This window comes from Pseudomonas sp. NFX98 (assembly GCF_047784845.1).
GTDB lineage: Bacteria > Pseudomonadota > Gammaproteobacteria > Pseudomonadales > Pseudomonadaceae > Aquipseudomonas.
This window is the reverse complement of the sequence record NZ_JBLNNF010000002.1, coordinates 373,415-389,500: the sequence shown is the minus strand read 5'-3', so window position 1 is coordinate 389,500 and position 16,086 is coordinate 373,415. Positions and strand designations below refer to the sequence as shown.

The following is a 16,086-nucleotide window of genomic DNA, read 5'->3' as shown; positions in this document are numbered from 1 at the left end:
TAAAAATGGCACAACTCCAAGAAAGGCTGCCGCCATGACCCCGCTCAAACTCTTTGTTGCCCTCAGCACAGTGTCCGCTGCCTCCCACGCCATGGCCTGGGATTACGTTCTGCTCGACACCGAAAAAGCCGCCCAGAACTGGCAGATCACCAGCCAGCAACTCGGAATAAAAACCGACAAACCCTTCAGCGTCACCCTGCGCACCTTGCACGGCGGTCGGCAGGAGGGCGTCAGCATCGTCGACATCGATAACGGCACGATGAAACTCTCGGTAGTGCCGACTCGCGGAATGAACGTCTTGCAGGCCTCGGTCGGCAATGTGCGCATGGGCTGGGATTCGCCGGTCAAGGAAGTGGTCAATCCGTCCTTCATCGAACTCAATGGCCGCGGTGGTCTGGGCTGGTTGGAAGGATTCAATGAGCTGGTCACCCGCTGCGGATACGAATGGGTCGGCCACCCCGGCGTCGACAACGGCGAACTGCTGACCCTGCACGGTCGGGCCGCCAACATTCCTGCGAACAACGTGACCCTGCATATCGATGAAAAACCACCGTACGCCATCACCCTGCGCGGCGAACTGAAAGAGCAGGCGTTCAAGAAGGTCGACTTCTCGGTCGCGACCGAACTGGTCACCGAACCCGGCAGCGTCGTCTTCGCCCTCAACGACACCCTGACCAACAACGGCGACTATCCAAAGGAATACCAGGCGCTGTATCACAGCAACTTCAGCACCCCGTTCCTGGAGCAGGGCGCTCGTTTCGCCGCGCCGGTGAAACAGGTGTCGCCGTTCAACGACAAGGCCAAGGGCGATCTGCCCGACTGGCAAACCTACCGCGCACCGACCAGGGACTACGACGAAACGGTTTACAACGTGGTGCCGTATGCCGATGCCAAGGGCGATACGTTGACCGTGTTGCATAACAAGGCCGGCAGCCTGGGCGTTTCGGTCGGCTTCAATACCCAGACACTGCCCGTGTTTTCCCTGTGGAAAAACACCGATACCCAAGGCCAGGGCTATGTCACGGGGCTGGAGCCGGGGACAAGTTTTTCCTACAACCGCCGTTATCAGCGGCCACTGAACCTGGTACCGACAATTGGGCCCAAGGAACACAAGCAGTTCCGCATCAGCTACAGCTTGTTGGCGGATAAGGCGGCGGTGGATAAGGCCTTGAAGCAGGTGAGCGAGATTCAGGATGGGCGGGAGACTGAGGTGCGGCAGGCGCCGCTGGTTGATCTGACCAAGGGGTGACACCGGCTGGAGCATTGTCGGCCGATATTGCAGCCCCTCGGCCAAATGTTCGTATCTGATCCCATCGCCTAGTTACAGGTCCGCCAGCGAGCGCGCGACCTTGAGCAGTCGATGGGCTGCTCGCGACGATTTGGTCACTGTTCGCTCCTGGCCGCTTTCTGCCATCGCGAGAGGCAGAAAGCGACCCAATAGACGGTCGCGAACGTAAGAAACCCAGGGGTGAAGTTGACGCGGTTTAAAGCTTGGCTATCACCGATTCCCAGTGCGCTTATTGGCCAATCTTTGAATGGCTGTAACAAATCTGATTCCCTGGCCAGCGGCGGCTCACCAGGGCCGTCCGCTGGATACAGTTGTCAGCGCGTCATGTACTTTGACGATCCGCGGTGGACTCCATGTCCCTTTGCCAGGAGGCAGGATGGAAGGTGTTTCCGTCTTCGGCCAATACAGGCGCATCACCATGTAGATCAGATCATTTGGTGCGGGCAGCCAGTTGCTTTCCTTGTCTGCGCCGGGTGAATCCTTCTGGATGTACAGCGTCAGCGAGCCGTCGGCGTTCTTCTTCATATCGGGTAGCATCGGCGCGTTGATTAGGTAGCGGTTGATCGGATTCTTGATCAGCAGTTGCGACTTGCCGTCGTACATCGTCACCGACCAGAAGGCATTGACTGGCGGGAGTTGCCCGGCAGGAAAGGTGATCGTGTAGTTGTGCTTGCTGCCGTCGAGTTGCTCGCCATTGGGTAAGGTGCTGGTTATTGGATACGTAGCCTCATCGGCATCGTTGGCGTAGATGCCCGCTTGCGCGACGGCGGCGCGCTTCAGCCAGTCACCGTTATAAAAGGCACGGTTGCCTCCGGCACCGGCAATGTTCCAGCCGTTGATCTTCGTGCCGAGGTTCTTGATCCCATCCTCGACTTTCGCGTGCCCAGCCTGCATGCCCTGAACGATGGCGGCCTTCTGCTCGGCCGATAGAGCCTGGAAGCTAAAATCCTTACCTACGCCAATTCGGGCAAGTTTCTCGCGGATCGCCACTTCATCCGGTGCGGCGGGATCAAACTGCAAGGCGAAGCCCAGGTACTTGAAGAAGTCGGTCTTGACCAGGTCTTTGTCGATCTTCGGGAAGTCAATCGGCGGCGCGGCAGGTGGTGCGGGTTGCTTGAGGTAGGCGGAAAGCGGTTGTGCCTTGTAGCCGGACTGGATCTTTTCGACGTTCGACATATCAGTTGGGTTGAACAGCTGAGTTCGGTAGATCGCGAAGGGCAGTTGCGTGCGGGAATGGAACACCTTCTTGATGCCCGGCGGAGTCGCGCCTTTCCAATCGGGGCCGACCACCATGTAATCGCCGGCTTCATTGCCGGTGGTACGGTTGCCGATGTAACCGAAGTTGTAAGTATTGCCGTCGATGAGCTGCACAGAGTAGTAGCGCGGTTTCTCTACCGTTGGCACCGAGAGCACGACTGGCTCGCTACGCACGTCCATGAACATCAGGGAATAGGGCGTGTCGCTGTTCGGTGAGATGATGGCCGTGTCCTGGTAGGTAGCGACGTGATGCAGGCTATGGATCTGGTTGAACGGCGCCTTGAACTGGCTAGAGTTCTTGTCCACCGCGTATTCGTACATGATCGCGTAGTTCATCACGATGGGCAGGCCGTAGACGTAGCCATCCTCGGCGATGGCTTTCGTTTCGGCGGGAGTGATGTCCGTTGCGTAGGTGAGGGTCGATGTAATCGAGGTGAGCAATAACATCGCACAGCCAACGGCTCTCGGTAGTGGGTTTTTCATGAACCTGCTTCTCCATTCCTTGAATCGGATAGTGAGTCGATAAACTAACCACTAATCAGGCGATACGAAGGGTCGCGCTGTTCACGACCTGATGACACATCGCGCTTCTTGTCTTCCTGTACGTCTTTGTCTGGCCCGAAAATATCACTCCGGACGCGACACTGTGCGAGGAGAATTCGACATGGATGGCAAACCCAGGCTGCTCGATCAGTATAAGCGGCAATTCAAATAACGCCGCGGAGATGCTAGCCGCTTTTCCAGGCACTGCTAGGCAGTTCATATCCGGGCATGGCTAAAGCGACACCCAGGCACTTTCGACTGGCTGCTATTGGCCGTTTTCTGCCTGTCGTGAAGGACTGTTTCCAACCCATTGCAAACATTCGTGAGATTAAAAATCTGGCTGGATGACCAGTTTTTTTGGGTCGCGCCGGGCATCTGATTTAAAACGGACGAGCACTGCAAGCCTCATCAATGATGTCGATAAAGTCATCGTGGGACACCGGTTTGCTCACGTGGTAGTTGAAGCCCGACTGTCTGGCTTTCTTCTGGTCATTGCTGGTGGCATAGCCGGTGAGGGCGATCGCGGGGGTGTGTTTCAGATGAGTGATCTGGCGGATGGCCTGGATGAGTGCGTGGCCATCCATGACCGGCATGCCGATGTCGGAAATAATCACGTCGTAGTTTCCATCTTTCGCAGCCTTCAGCGCCAATAGTGGGTCGCTGAAGGCTTCCACGTGGGCGTCCTCCATTTCCAGCAGCATCTGCAGCACGTCCATCACATCCTTGGAGTCATCGACCAATAGCACTTTATGACCTACGAGGCGCCCCGATTGCCCGGAAGTTTTCGCTTGGTCGTCTGCCTGCTGGTGGGGCTGGCACAGTGGCAGGCGGATGGTGAAGGTGCTGCCTTGATCAATGCCTTCGGACTGCACGTCCACCGTGCCGCCATGGGCTTCAACCAGTTGCCGCACCAGTGACAGGCCAATGCCCAGGCCTCCGCGCTGTTGAACGGCATGCTGGTTATCCGCCTGGCTGAAGAGGTCAAAGACTTTGTGCAGGTTGTCCTGTTCCAGGCCAATGCCGCTGTCGATGACATCCAGTTGCGCCATGTCGCCGACGCGTCGGGCGATCAGTTCGACGCGGCCATCGCTTGGGGTGAATTTCAATGCATTGTTCACCAGGTTCCAGATGATCTGCTCCAGGCGAGTGCTGTCGGCATCGACCACGAGCGGTGGTTCTGGAGGCTGCGGTACTTGTAGCGTGACCACGCACGGGTGCTGGTCGTTGGTCACCACGGTATGGATGTCCTGAAGTATCCGCCCGAGGTCCACTGCCTGTTTCTTCAGTTTGAGCTTGCCGGTGCGCACGCGGGCCACGTCCAGTAGGTCGTCAATGATCCGGGATTGGCTAGTGACTGCATCGCAAATGGTATTCACCGCTTTCATCGCCGGGCCGACGGCTTTGGCCATCGGCAGGCGCCGCAGCAGTTCGGCATTGAGCTGAATGAGGTTGAGCGGGTGCTTGAGCTCGTGGGACATCACCGCGAAAAACTCATCCTTGAGATGGCTGCTGGTCTGGGTTTCGGCCAGCCGCTGACTTTGTTCGTCATGCATGCGTTTGTGCCCGGTCAGGTCGCGGGCAATCTTCACATAGCCCTTGAGACTCTCGCCTTCGAGCAGTGTCACCTCGCCGCTGCAGTAGAATCGACTGCGGTCCTTGCGCAGGTGCCAGCGTTCGTCTTCGCCACGGCCATGCTCGCGCGCGGCGCGCAGCTCAGTTTCCGGTACGCCTTCACTGCGGTCCTCGGGCGTAAAAATCAGGTCATAGTAGGCGCCGAGCACTTCCTCCTTGGCATAGCCGAAAATCAGCTCGGCTCCAGTGTTCCAATCAGTAATCACGCCATGATCATCCAGAATGATGATCGCGAAATCGTGGGTGCTTTCGGCAACCAGACGCATGCGCTCTTCGCCCAGGCGCAATTCATCTTCGGCGGCGCGACGCTTGGTGATGTCGATGAAGGTCAGCACCGTGCCATCGATATGATCCTCGCTGGAGCGGTAAGGCAGCAGTCGAGCGATGTACCAGCGATGGTCGCTGCTACAGACCTCGCGCTCGATCATGTTCAGCGACTCGAACACCGTCGCTGCATCTTCGGCCATCTCCAGATAGTCCAGCCGGTGGGTGATGTCCATCAGCGAACGCCCGGTGTCGACGGGCAGCATGCTGAAGATTTCGGTGGCGCGCGGGGTGAACCAGCGGATGCGCATGTTGCGATCGACGAACACCGTGGCAATGTCGGTGGAAGCGATGAGGTTGGTCAGGTAATCGTTGATCTTGTCGGTCTCTTCAACCTTGGTCTTGAGTTCGTAGTTGACTGTCAGCAGCTCCTCGTTAATCGACTGCAACTCTTCCTTGCTGGTTTCCAGTTCTTCGGTGGCCGAGCGCAGCTCTTCGTTGATGGCCTGCATTTCTTCGTTGGACGCCTTGAGCTCTTCGCTGGAGACCTCCGATTGTTCGATGGTCTCCTGCAAATGCAGCTTGGTACGCTGAAGCTCGTTCTCGAGGATGCCGAGCATCTGGTTATCGGTCTGGTTGGCGGCGACATCCAGCAGTTCGTGTGACTCGACCTCCTTCTCTTCGAAGATCACCAGCACATATTCGCTTTCGGATTCCTCGTCTTTGTAAGGATGCGCGGTCAGGTCAACCAGGTATTTGCGCTTTTCGCGCTTGATGCGCACTTTGCGCGAGGTGACCGGGATCCCGCCTTGGTGGACCTGGGATAAAGTGGTACGAATTTCCAGGCGCAGGTCCGGATGGGCCAGGGTCAGCAGGTTGCGTGAGATTTCCCCTGCCACATAACGCAGGAAGCGACCCGCGCCTTCACTCATATGCAGGATGTTGGCGTTGGCATCGACGATGATGCTTGGCGGGACAGCCTTCTCCAGCGCACGCAGGTGAATATCGGCAAACGAAACCTTGCGGGCTACCGTCGGTTCCTGGGGACGAGTGGTGAGCGTGGTACGCGCGTAGCCGCCCCGCGGCATGGCCGGTGCGCGTCGGGGGCTACTGGACACGCTTTTTGCGCGGAAAATCCGGTTGCGCTTGTCCACGGGGGTGAACAGGTCAAAGCAGCCGTCAGCGGATTCCGAGGTGCCGAGGAATAGGTAGCCGCCCGGACGCAGGGCAAAATGGAACATCTGCATGATGTCGCGCTGCACTTCGCGATCGAGATAGATCAGCAGGTTTCGGCAGACGATCAGGTCGATCTGCGAAAAAGGCGGATCGAGCAACAGGCTGTGCTTGGCGAACAGGACTTTTTCGCGGGCCTCCTTGTTCACCCGGTAGTGCTGGTTTTCCCGGATGAAATACTGGCGCATGCGCGTCGGCGGCACGTCAGTGATGATCGCCTCTGGGTAGACGCCGTTTCGTCCGAAGGCAATGGCGCGATCATCGATGTCGGTGGCAAACACCTGCAGCCTGGCTGGGCAGGCTTCCAGGGCCATCTGCTCGGTCAGCAGGATCGCCAGGCTGTAGGCTTCTTCGCCGGTCGAGCAGCCTGCCGACCAGACGCGGACTTCATCGCGATGCGGCTGGCTGTCCTGCAGCGATTTCAATAGATTCGGAATGACGTCGCGTTCCAGCGCTTCGAAAGCTTCACGATCGCGGAAGAAATTGGTGACACCGATCAGCATGTCTCCCAGCAGCGCTTTGGTTTCTTCCGGGTGGGCCAGCAGATAGTCGTAATAGGCCGTCAGGTCCGGTTGCGCGGTCACTTGCAGGCGACGCTCGATGCGGCGCAGTACCGTGGCACGCTTGTAGTGTTTGAAGTCATGGCCGGTGCCAGCGCGTAACTGCAGCAAAATGTCCTGCAACGCTTGTTCGGCTTTGGCGGCATCACGCTCCGAAGAGGGCGGGATGGTCCTGATTTCCGGATCGTTGGCTGTTGGTAAGGTGATGGCGCGCGAGTTGTGCCAGAGCTCGAGCAATTTTTGCGGCATTTCCACCACGGGTAGCACCAGGTCGACCATCTGCGTATTGATTGCAGCACGCGGCATGCCGTCAAACTCGGCATCTTCCGGTGTCTGAACCAGGGTGACGCCGCCTTGTTCCTTGATCCGGGAAAGCCCCACGGCGCCATCGGATCCGGTGCCCGAGAGCACCAGGCAGAAGGCGCGCTCCTTGTGTACATCTGCCAGGTCCCGGAAGAACAGATCGATCGCGACGTGCAGGCCGGTTGGCCGATCAGACGGTGTCACCGACAGATAACCATCGTTCATCGTCAGATTGTGCGCCGGCGAAATGACATACACGGTGTTCTTTTCGATGGCGATCGTCTCGGTCACCTGCCGCACCGGCATCTTGGTGACTTCCTGGAGGATCTTGTCGGCGAGGCTTTGGTGATCGGGTGACAAATGCAGGATGACGACGAAGGCCATGCCGTTATCGTTGGGCATATGTTCGAGGAATGACTTCGCCGCTTGCAGGCCGCCAGCGGAAGCGCCAATGCCGACCACAGGAAAGGGCAGGGTGCTGGGTATCAGCTCCTTGCGCTGTGGGACGTTGGTTGAGCGCTTCACGTTGGACGGCATAAGTTTTGGCCTTGATCGGCTTTGGAAAAGGGGTCTTGGTTAAGTTTAATCGTACTTCCGTGATTGGTCGATTTTGCAGAGGTTAGTCTCTTGCGAAATAGTGCTGCCGACCTATAGCGGGTATGCCAGTTATTGGAGCAAGTCAGACCCGCATCGCATAACGCTGGGTCTGTGTTGCTCCAGCTTGCTGAAGACGATTCAAATCGACGCCATACGTCGAGACCAATGAACGTGCGGATGCTGTCGTCCTCTACCGATTAAAGGCGACGGAGCGTTCCATCATGTACAGCGAAGCGAAAATGTTGGCGTACGCAAAGTGGCATGACTTGTTGACGGATTCAGAAATCCCGTTGAATGCAGATGAAAGGTATGACGAGTTGCTGAAGCTTGCTGATGATTTTCGAAGTCGAGGAATTATCGATACCTCGGCGCGCAATACATTGATAAAAATTGCGACGGTGGCTTATACGCGATCAGTAGCACACCTGCTTCCGTAAAACCGTTTTTTCAACGGGAGATGCTTGCTATGTGAAAGTCTGCTTTTGGCTGATAACCGCCTGGCCACGTGTCCGCCATCGATTCACTTCAGTTGGCGGTGGACGAAACCACATCATCCGGCGATTGCACCTGGCACAAGCCTTTTCCAAACACATCGGTGGCTTTTGTATTGGGCCAGCCTGGAAATTGCAGGTCATGGGACAGGTTCGTTATCGCCACGTTGGCCAGGAATGGGTGGGCCTTTTTGATATCGACAACGGCCTTCGCAAAGTCGTCTCGATTGGAAAGACACATCGTCAGCGAGTTTGCATGGAAGTTGCCAATATAGACGGCATCCCCAGGCTTGACGCTGAAGAGTAGGGGCGTTTTCTGATCGGCACTGAACCCGTCAAAAAAACGGTAGTACCAGTGGGTGACTTCATAAGTGCCGGCTGGTACTTCGTAAACGAAGGTGTTGCCCATGATATGTGAGGTGCCACGAATTTCGTTGTTCTGGTCCAGTGTTGTAAGTGCGATGCGCGTCGCTTTCGCCTGCGGGGCCGGATCATGGTACTTGAGCAGTACATTCAGTCCGTGGGGCTGAGTGAGAAACCCCTCGGAAACGAACCCGACAATAATGGCTCTTTGGGGATCGATGGGCTTATGTTCATCGGCTCGATCAATCATGTTGGAAGCGGTGACGCAGCCACCCAGCGATAGCATGGCGGCAAGCGCCAATATCCACTTGCTCATCCTTTATTTCCTTGTGGTGAAGTTGCGATCCGGCAGGGCATGCCTGAGTCAATCGTTGGTGAGAAACACCATGGTTTGCTGACCTTCTTCGACAACGACTCGTCTTATCAGCGAATTCATGTCGACTACGCTCCAGATGAAGTAAGCGCCTGCCGGTATTGCGTCAAACTGGAATTCACCTGAGCTGTTGCTGTGTGTGCGACGGGTGAGCGGATCAATTCGGGGGTCAAACCGATCCGGCAATCGAATACCTTCCCGTTCGGCCTGTTGCCGCTTTTCTGTGTAGGGCGTTGCTGGCCACAGCAGCATATTGCTGTTGTCGCCATAGAGTATCCGGCCTCTGCGGTCCGTGAAGTACAGCTTTCCCGAGATAGACCCAACGCCTGCTGTTGCCTGTGCCTGCATCAATTGCGCGTATTCGGCTTCGGGCATCCGCGAGATGGGTTTGGGCTCGTTGTTGGTAGCGCATCCGGCCAAGGTGAGTGCCAGTAATGCGGTGGTAAAGCGCCATACAGCCACCAAAAAGCTCCATTTACTGCACGAGTGGACGTGCGTGGTCCTGTTCGGTATTTCGATTTGTTGTTGTGAGTCGGCCAGCGCAGTCGTCTGAGGCTGCGCGATTGTGAACACTCCGCGGGTCGCCCTCGATACGCGCAACCGGCGAAATGATACCTCGGCGCGGATGAATTTAAGCGGGACAAGGCATCAAAGCGCTCAGGTCGGTCAGAGGGCATGGTGCATTGTCAGGCGTATTCAACGGACTGTTCCATCAAAGATTTTCTGCCTCGGGCGCACGGAAGGCTTTGCTGTAGAAGCCGGACTGGTCGAAACAGCAAACCTGCTTCTTGCCGGATGCAAGCATATCGCAGGCATCACCAATCCGTTTTGCGCGCGTCTTGAGTTGCTTGGCTGAAGTCATCCAGTGTATCCAGTCCACTCGGGCGAGGGTCGTCGTATTGTTCCAGACTTTACGAGCCTCAGGAGAGGCTGCCAGTGCTTCCTCAAAATCTTCCGGGATGTCAGGTTCAGGTTCTTTTTTTACAGGGGCCAGCTCGATGGTAACGATATCCCCAACGGCCGCGCCTGCGGCTTCGAGCAATTCGCTACTGACCTGCAGCCAATGGCTCAGCTGACCATCGGGCTCAAGTGTCGCCTGGAAAGGGTGCCCATTGATTGCGCCTTCAACTGTCGTCCTTCCTCGCCTCGGAAGCGGTTCGCTCGCGTCTCTTGGCAGAACCACGAACGCCCACGACGTATCATTACCCGTCTTTGCCGGACGAAGAAGCTTTGCTTCGAATCGGGATTTCACATCGATTGTTGTCATTGCAACTCCTCCAACCCTTACGCCCGACTATTTTCTGGCGATATCACTGTCGCGTTTAAATGCGACAGTGATATTGCCAGGATGAGGGCTTAGTTAACCATCACCTCGTCCAGTGCCTGCTCAAGGGTGCTGACCGTGCGCTCGATATTGTGCAGCTTTTCGAGGCCGAACAGGCCGATGCGGAAGGTCTGGAAGTCGGCCGGCTCGTCGCATTGCAACGGCACTCCGGCGGCGATTTGCAGGCCATGGCTGACAAATTTCTTGCCGCTCTTGATGTCGGCATCATCGGTGTAGCTCACCACGACGCCAGGGGCCTGAAAGCCGGCGGCGGCTACGCTTTTTATGCCTTTGGCGGTCAACATTGCGCGCACCCGATCACCCAAATCCTGTTGTTCGCCGCGGACCTTGTCGAAACCGTAGGCTTGCGTCTCTTTCATCACTTCATTAAACCGCGCGAGGGAATCGCTGGGCATGGTCGCATGGTAGGCATGTCCGCCCTGTTCGTAGGCCTGCATGATCTGAAGCCACTTTTTCAGGTCGCAGGCGAAGCTGCTGCTCTGCGTTTGCTCGATGCGCTCGAGGCCCAAAGCACTGAACATCACCAGGGCGCAGCAAGGGGAGGCGCTCCAGCCTTTCTGCGGTGCGCTGATCAGCAGGTCGACTGCGCATTTGCGCATATCAACCCAAAGCGTGCCTGAGGCGATGCAGTCCAGCACAAACAGGCCACCCACCGCATGCACGGCATCGCCGACGGCCCGCAGGTACTCGTCGGGCAGAATAATCCCTGAAGAGGTTTCAACGTGGGGGGCGAAAACAATCTGCGGCTTCTGCGTCTGAATGGCTGCCAGCACTTCGTCCAGAGGGGGCGGGGCGTACGCAGCCTGGCGACCGGTGTCGACCGGTCGGGCTTTGAGCACCGTGGTGGCGGCCGGGATGTTACCCATCTCAAGGATCTGGCTCCATCGATAACTGAACCAGCCGTTGCGTATCACCAGGCATTGCTGGTCGGTGGCAAACTGTCGCGCTACCGCTTCCATGCCGAAGGTGCCGCTGCCCGGGACCACCGCAACAGCCTGGGCGTTGTAGACCTGTTTCAGCGTCGTGGAGATGTTCTTCATCACGGCCTGAAATGACTGCGACATGTGGTTGAGCGAGCGGTCGGTGTAGACCACTGAGTACTCGATCAATCCCTGAGGATCGATACTGGGATAGAGCTTTGACATGCGGTGACTCCTTTGGCAGAGATGTCAGTGGTATCGACCCTGCCCCATTGATGGAAGATCAGTGTGATGACACGAAGGGCGACGGGGTTGTCGGTGCCGGCAACGCATAGGTACGCTTCATCCACGCCACTTCCGCTAACGGTGTGCGGCCGAAGAGGCGTTTGAAGTCGCGGCTGAATTGCGACGCACTTTCATAGCCCACCAGAAATGCTGATTTGGCGGCTGTCAGGTCGTTACGCAGCATCAGCAATCGCGCCTGATGCAACCGTGTCGACTTGAGGTACTGCATAGGCGAGGAATCGGTCACCTTGCGAAAGTGTAGATGAAAGTTGGGCACGCTCATCTGCGCTTCCTGCGCCAGGGCTTCTACATCCAGATGCTCGTGATAACAGCTGTGGATTTTGTGAATGGCGCGCGTCACTTTGCCAAACTGGCCCTGCTGGGCGATGGCCGCGCGCAGGGTGCCGCCTTGTTCGCCAGTGAGGATGCGGTAGTAGAGCTCGCGCAGCATCGCCGGGCCGAGGATTTGCGCGTCGGTGCGGTCGCCCATGACTTCCAGAAAACGCAAGGTCGACTGGCGCAGCGGTTCGTCCATGGGCGAGGCGTACATGCCCATAGGCTGAGCCGCGCTGAAGTGCCATAGCTCATCCACCTGCTGAATCAGCTCGCCGGCCAGGGTGAAATCCAGACGCAGGTACACCGCCAGCATTGGCTCCGCCTCGCTGGCCTCGGTCTCCATCGTAAAGGGCACCGGCACCGACACCACCAGATAATGCTGGGCGTCATAGACGTAAACTTCATCACCCAGGTAGCCGCGTTTGCGCCCCTGACAGAGGATGACGATGCCCGGTTCATACAACACCGGCGTGCGCGTCAGCGGCCGGTTGGAACGCAGAAAACGCACATCATCCAGCGGGCTCAGGTTGTAACCCTCCAGCGGCGCAAGCTGGCCCATCAACTGCACCATTCGCGCTGTGCTTGGGTCCTTGGGTTTCGGCATCGACCGCACGCTCTCCACATTGATGCTCAGCCATCCGTAGAACAGCTGAGCGCTTCCCATTGCTCAATACTCTCCGCCGTCCGGTGCAGCTTGTCACGCACCAGAGCCAGGGCGTCGCTGCCCAGCAGCAGGTGAGCTGGCGGGGTAGGGCTGGCGATGATTGTCAGCATGGCCCGTGCGGCTTTCTGCGGGTCGCCCGGTTGATGGCCGCTTTTTTCCTCACGGGCTTTGCGCACCGGGTCGAAGCTCGCATCGTAGTCACTGATGCTGCGCGGTGTACGCTGCATCGAACGGCCCGCCCAGTCCGTGCGAAACGACCCCGGTGCCACGGCCGTGACAAAAATGTTGAAGGGTGCAAGCTCCTTGCTCAACGTGTCGGAAATGCCCTCCAGCGCAAATTTGCTGCCGCAATAATAGGCAATGCCCGGCATGGTGATATAGCCGCCCATGGAAGTGATATTGAGGATATGCCCCATCCGCCGCTGGCGAAAATACGGCACAAACGCCTTGGTCATCGCCACCGCGCCAAATACATTGACGTCGAATTGGCGGCGCATCTCTGCCAGCGACGACTCCTCGAAAATCCCCTCGTGACCATAACCCGCGTTGTTGACCAGCACATCCACCGGGCCGTGCCGGTCCTCAACAGCGGCGACCACCGCGTCGATGGCGTCGAAGTGGGTAACGTCCAGCACCACGCCGTGAGCCCGCTCAGGCGAGAGCGCCTCGAAGGTTGCCAGAGAGGATTCGCTGCGAACAGTGCCGATCACTCGATGGCCCTGGGCGAGCGCTTCCTTGGCCAGCGCCTGGCCGAAGCCGCTGCTGACGCCGGTGATGAAGAGGGTTTTTTCTGCACTCATGGCGCGCACTCCTGACGATGTAAGGTGAGGCCATGCTAGTGCTGGGAGCAGTGGGGGACTATGCCGAATTGGATTTGAGTATTGCCTGATCCTATCGCTGAGGTGTGGCATAAGCGTTCGGCGATGTCACCTTTTCGGTCCCGACCAGGAGGCTGATGGCGTTCACTTGAAATGACGTGGACACCATCAACCTGATCATCCGATTACTTTTCGCCAAAGAGCTTCGCTAGTACGGAATTAGCGAATCCCTTCCTGGCGCAATGCCGCCGGGGTATAGCTGGAGGCCGAGGCCGTGGCGCCGAACGTAATGCTGCGTTTCTCTTCGTTCTTCAAGCCCAGTACCGAATAGCGGCCCGACTGCAGGTCATACAGGGCTTCTGCGGTGTAGCCCGGTACTTGTTTGTGATAGTACTGCTGGGCAAATCCTTCACCTACGCGCCACAGTTCGCCGCGCCCGTCGTAATGGTCTACCTCGGCCAGTTGCCAGGTGTCTTCATCGAAGTACATGTGGCGTGTCGCGTAGATGTGACGCTGGCCCGGCTTGAGTTTGGCGACCACCTCCCAGACCCGGTGCAGTTCATAGCGGGTCAAGTCCTGATTGATGTGGCCAGCCTTGAGAATGTCGGCGTACTTGACGTTTGGCGAGTCGAGCTTGTAGTTGTTGTAGGGGATGTACAACTCTTTCTTGCCGACCAGTTCCCAGGTGTAGCGATCCGGTGCGCCGTTGAACATATCGAAGTTGTCGGTGGTAGCCAGGCCATCGGAAGCGGTACCGGGGCTGTCGTAAGCGACTTGTGGCGCACGGCGCACGCGACGCTGACCGGCGTTGTACAGCCATGCATCGCGCGGTTCCTTCACCTGGTCAATGGTTTCGTGGATGAGCAATACGTTGCCGGCCAAGCGGGCAGGGCCTGTTACACGCTGGATGAAGTAAAACAGGATGTTTTCGGCCTTTTCCTTGTCCAGGTCTGGCAACTCGCGAGGATAGGAGATCTCGTCCTCGAGTTGAACCATATTGAAGTCCCCGTTGGCTTGGGGCTGGACTCGCGTGCCCAGGCGGTTGAGGTTACCGCCGCGATAGCGCGTCAAGTGGTTCCAGAGTACTTCGACGCCATTTTTTGGTACAGGGAAGGCGTAGTAACGGCTATCGGAAAAGCCACTGAGGCCGTTGCCGTTATCAACCTCTTCGGTCTTTACCGCGCTGGTCTTGATCGCCGAATAGATTTCAGCCGGAACTGTCGCTGTCCGATGGGTGGGGTATACCGGAATCTTGTAGGTCTGCGGGTAACGCTTGAACATCGCCATCTGCCCGGCAGACAACTTGTCCTTGTACTTCTCGGCGGTGGCCGCGGTGATGACAAACAAGGGTTTTTCGTTGGCAAACGGATCACTCAGGAAGCCTTTGCTGTCGACCGTGCCAGCGGTGGCCGGCAGGCCGCCGCTCCACGCGGGAATGCTGCCATCCGCGTTCGCGGCTTTGACGGCGCCCATTGGCGTCAGCGTAGTGCCCAACTGCGCGGCCTCCTCGGGAGAGACCTTGGCCATGACTGCAGTGGCCAGTAAAGACAGTGCCAGCGCTCCGGTTTGCAGAAACATTTTTGTTGTTTTCATCTGTTTGCTCTCAGGATTACGATCCACTTGGAAATTCACACCCAGCCGAACGCAGTCACGCCGCGACTTGCGAAGGTGTGGTTGGTGCCATCGAAAAAAGGGTGCAGGGCAGGCGTGTTTATCGCCCCAGGAAAAGCAGGCCGATTACCAATGCCGCGAGAAAAAGCGTTTCGCCCACCAGCAAGGCGATTGGGCGCCAACCCACCGAGGCGAGTTTTTGCAGGGAAGTTTTCAATCCCAGGGCAGCGATGGCGATCACCAGGCAACCGCGTGACGTTTCATTCATTGCGCTGGTCAACGAGGACGGCAGATAACCACTGCTGTTGACGGCGACCAGGCAAACGAAAGCGAGCAAAAATCCCGGCACCAGGGGTATCCGTCGACCGTTGTCCGATTGCGTGCTCTGTTGCCGGCGAAACAACCAGGCAATCATCACGACCGCCGGGACCAGCAACGCGACCCGCAACAGCTTCACGACGGTGGCGATATCGCCGGTTTCCGGTGAAATCATGTAGCCGGCGCCGACCACCTGTGCCACGTCATGAATGGTCCCGCCGAGGAACGTGCCGGCCTGTACAGGAGAAAAACCGAGTAATTTGCTGATGATCGGATACGTGATCATTGCCACCGTTGAAAGGCTGGTGACACCGACTACCGTCAACAACGTATCGCGCTCGCTGTTCTCGTGCCTTGGCAGTACGGCGGAGATCGCCAGGGCTGCCGAAGCACCGCATATGGCCACGGCGCCACCGGTCAGCACACCGAAGTCGGCGCGTACTTTCAGCAGACGCGCGCTGATCCAGCCAATCAGAATCGTGGTGCTGACCGCAAACACTGCCGCCAATACCGTCTGCCAACCGAGCGCGCCAATTTGTTCCAGGGTAATGCGCGCGCCCAGCAGGGCCACGCCGATGCGCAGCAAAGTCCGCGATGCGAATTCAATGCCGGGCAGGCAACGGCTGTGCTCGCTGAGAAAATGGCAAGCCATGCCGAAAAGCAAGGCATACAGCAGTGTAGGGCCGCCGTAATGGTCTGCGATGAAAGCCGAGGCCATGGCAATCGCCAGGCTGACCAGCAAACCGGGACCCATCTGCCGCAGGCGACCTAGCAGTTGCCGCGGCGCGCCGACGGCGCTGGTGTATGACGCGTTCTTGATCATCTTGCTCATCTCTTTGACGTCCAGAACCACGCGCATGTAGCCGCGTCGCTCTGGCCGTCGAG

The 16,086-nt window shown here is 57.7% G+C and carries 12 protein-coding genes; 2 read left to right on the top strand and 10 right to left on the bottom strand.

All coding sequences use genetic code 11. From position 1 onward, the window contains the following. Positions 1 to 34 precede the first annotated feature (34 nt). Complete coding sequence (locus ACM110_RS04185) at positions 35 to 1,249, top strand: aldose 1-epimerase family protein (protein ID WP_416126698.1); 1,215 nt, start codon at positions 35 to 37, stop codon at positions 1,247 to 1,249. A 324-nt stretch (positions 1,250 to 1,573) separates the two neighbouring features. Here ACM110_RS04185 and ACM110_RS04180 read toward each other — a convergent pair whose 3' ends face one another. Together ACM110_RS04180 and ACM110_RS04175 are read right to left on the bottom strand one after the other, a co-directional pair. Beyond that, positions 1,574 to 3,028: a DUF1254 domain-containing protein gene (locus ACM110_RS04180; protein ID WP_416126697.1), complete on the bottom strand. Its 1,455-nt coding sequence runs from the start codon at positions 3,026 to 3,028 to the stop codon at positions 1,574 to 1,576. 440 nt (positions 3,029 to 3,468) lie between these two features. After that, positions 3,469 to 7,617 carry a CheR family methyltransferase gene (locus tag ACM110_RS04175; RefSeq protein ID WP_416126696.1) on the bottom strand — a complete coding sequence of 1,383 codons (4,149 nt, stop codon included), beginning with the start codon at positions 7,615 to 7,617 and terminating at the stop codon, positions 3,469 to 3,471. A gap of 281 nt (positions 7,618 to 7,898) precedes the next feature. On the opposite strand from ACM110_RS04175, the gene ACM110_RS04170 reads away from it, so the two are divergent. Further along, entirely contained in the window at positions 7,899 to 8,114 is a 216-nt protein-coding gene (locus ACM110_RS04170; RefSeq protein WP_416126695.1) for a hypothetical protein, read from the top strand. Between the two features lie 88 nt (positions 8,115 to 8,202). On the opposite strand, the gene ACM110_RS04165 is transcribed toward ACM110_RS04170, so the two are convergent. From ACM110_RS04165 to ACM110_RS04130, 8 genes are all read right to left on the bottom strand, one after another. Further along, positions 8,203 to 8,847 carry a hypothetical protein gene (locus ACM110_RS04165; RefSeq protein WP_416126694.1) on the bottom strand — a complete coding sequence of 215 codons (645 nt, stop codon included), beginning with the start codon at positions 8,845 to 8,847 and terminating at the stop codon, positions 8,203 to 8,205. 48 nt (positions 8,848 to 8,895) lie between these two features. Continuing rightward, a complete protein-coding gene (locus ACM110_RS04160; RefSeq protein WP_416126693.1) occupies positions 8,896 to 9,366 on the bottom strand; it encodes a hypothetical protein in 471 nt (156 codons plus the stop codon). 250 nt (positions 9,367 to 9,616) lie between these two features. After that, entirely contained in the window at positions 9,617 to 10,171 is a 555-nt protein-coding gene (locus tag ACM110_RS04155) for a YdeI/OmpD-associated family protein (protein ID WP_416126692.1), read from the bottom strand. 89 nt (positions 10,172 to 10,260) lie between these two features. After that, the gene (locus tag ACM110_RS04150; protein WP_416126691.1) at positions 10,261 to 11,394 is read right to left on the bottom strand and encodes an aminotransferase class V-fold PLP-dependent enzyme; all 1,134 of its coding nucleotides are present in this window, start codon (positions 11,392 to 11,394) and stop codon (positions 10,261 to 10,263) included. A 58-nt stretch (positions 11,395 to 11,452) separates the two neighbouring features. Continuing rightward, positions 11,453 to 12,394, bottom strand: coding sequence for an AraC family transcriptional regulator (locus ACM110_RS04145; protein ID WP_416126771.1), 942 nt, complete (start codon positions 12,392 to 12,394; stop codon positions 11,453 to 11,455). Between the two features lie 26 nt (positions 12,395 to 12,420). Beyond that, the gene (locus tag ACM110_RS04140; RefSeq protein ID WP_416126690.1) at positions 12,421 to 13,254 is read right to left on the bottom strand and encodes an oxidoreductase; all 834 of its coding nucleotides are present in this window, start codon (positions 13,252 to 13,254) and stop codon (positions 12,421 to 12,423) included. A 237-nt stretch (positions 13,255 to 13,491) separates the two neighbouring features. Beyond that, positions 13,492 to 14,865, bottom strand: a complete 1,374-nt coding sequence (locus ACM110_RS04135) for a DUF1329 domain-containing protein (RefSeq protein ID WP_416126689.1) — start codon at positions 14,863 to 14,865, stop codon at positions 13,492 to 13,494. A 118-nt stretch (positions 14,866 to 14,983) separates the two neighbouring features. After that, a complete protein-coding gene (locus tag ACM110_RS04130) occupies positions 14,984 to 16,024 on the bottom strand; it encodes a YeiH family protein (protein WP_416126770.1) in 1,041 nt (346 codons plus the stop codon). Positions 16,025 to 16,086: the final 62 nt, after the last annotated feature.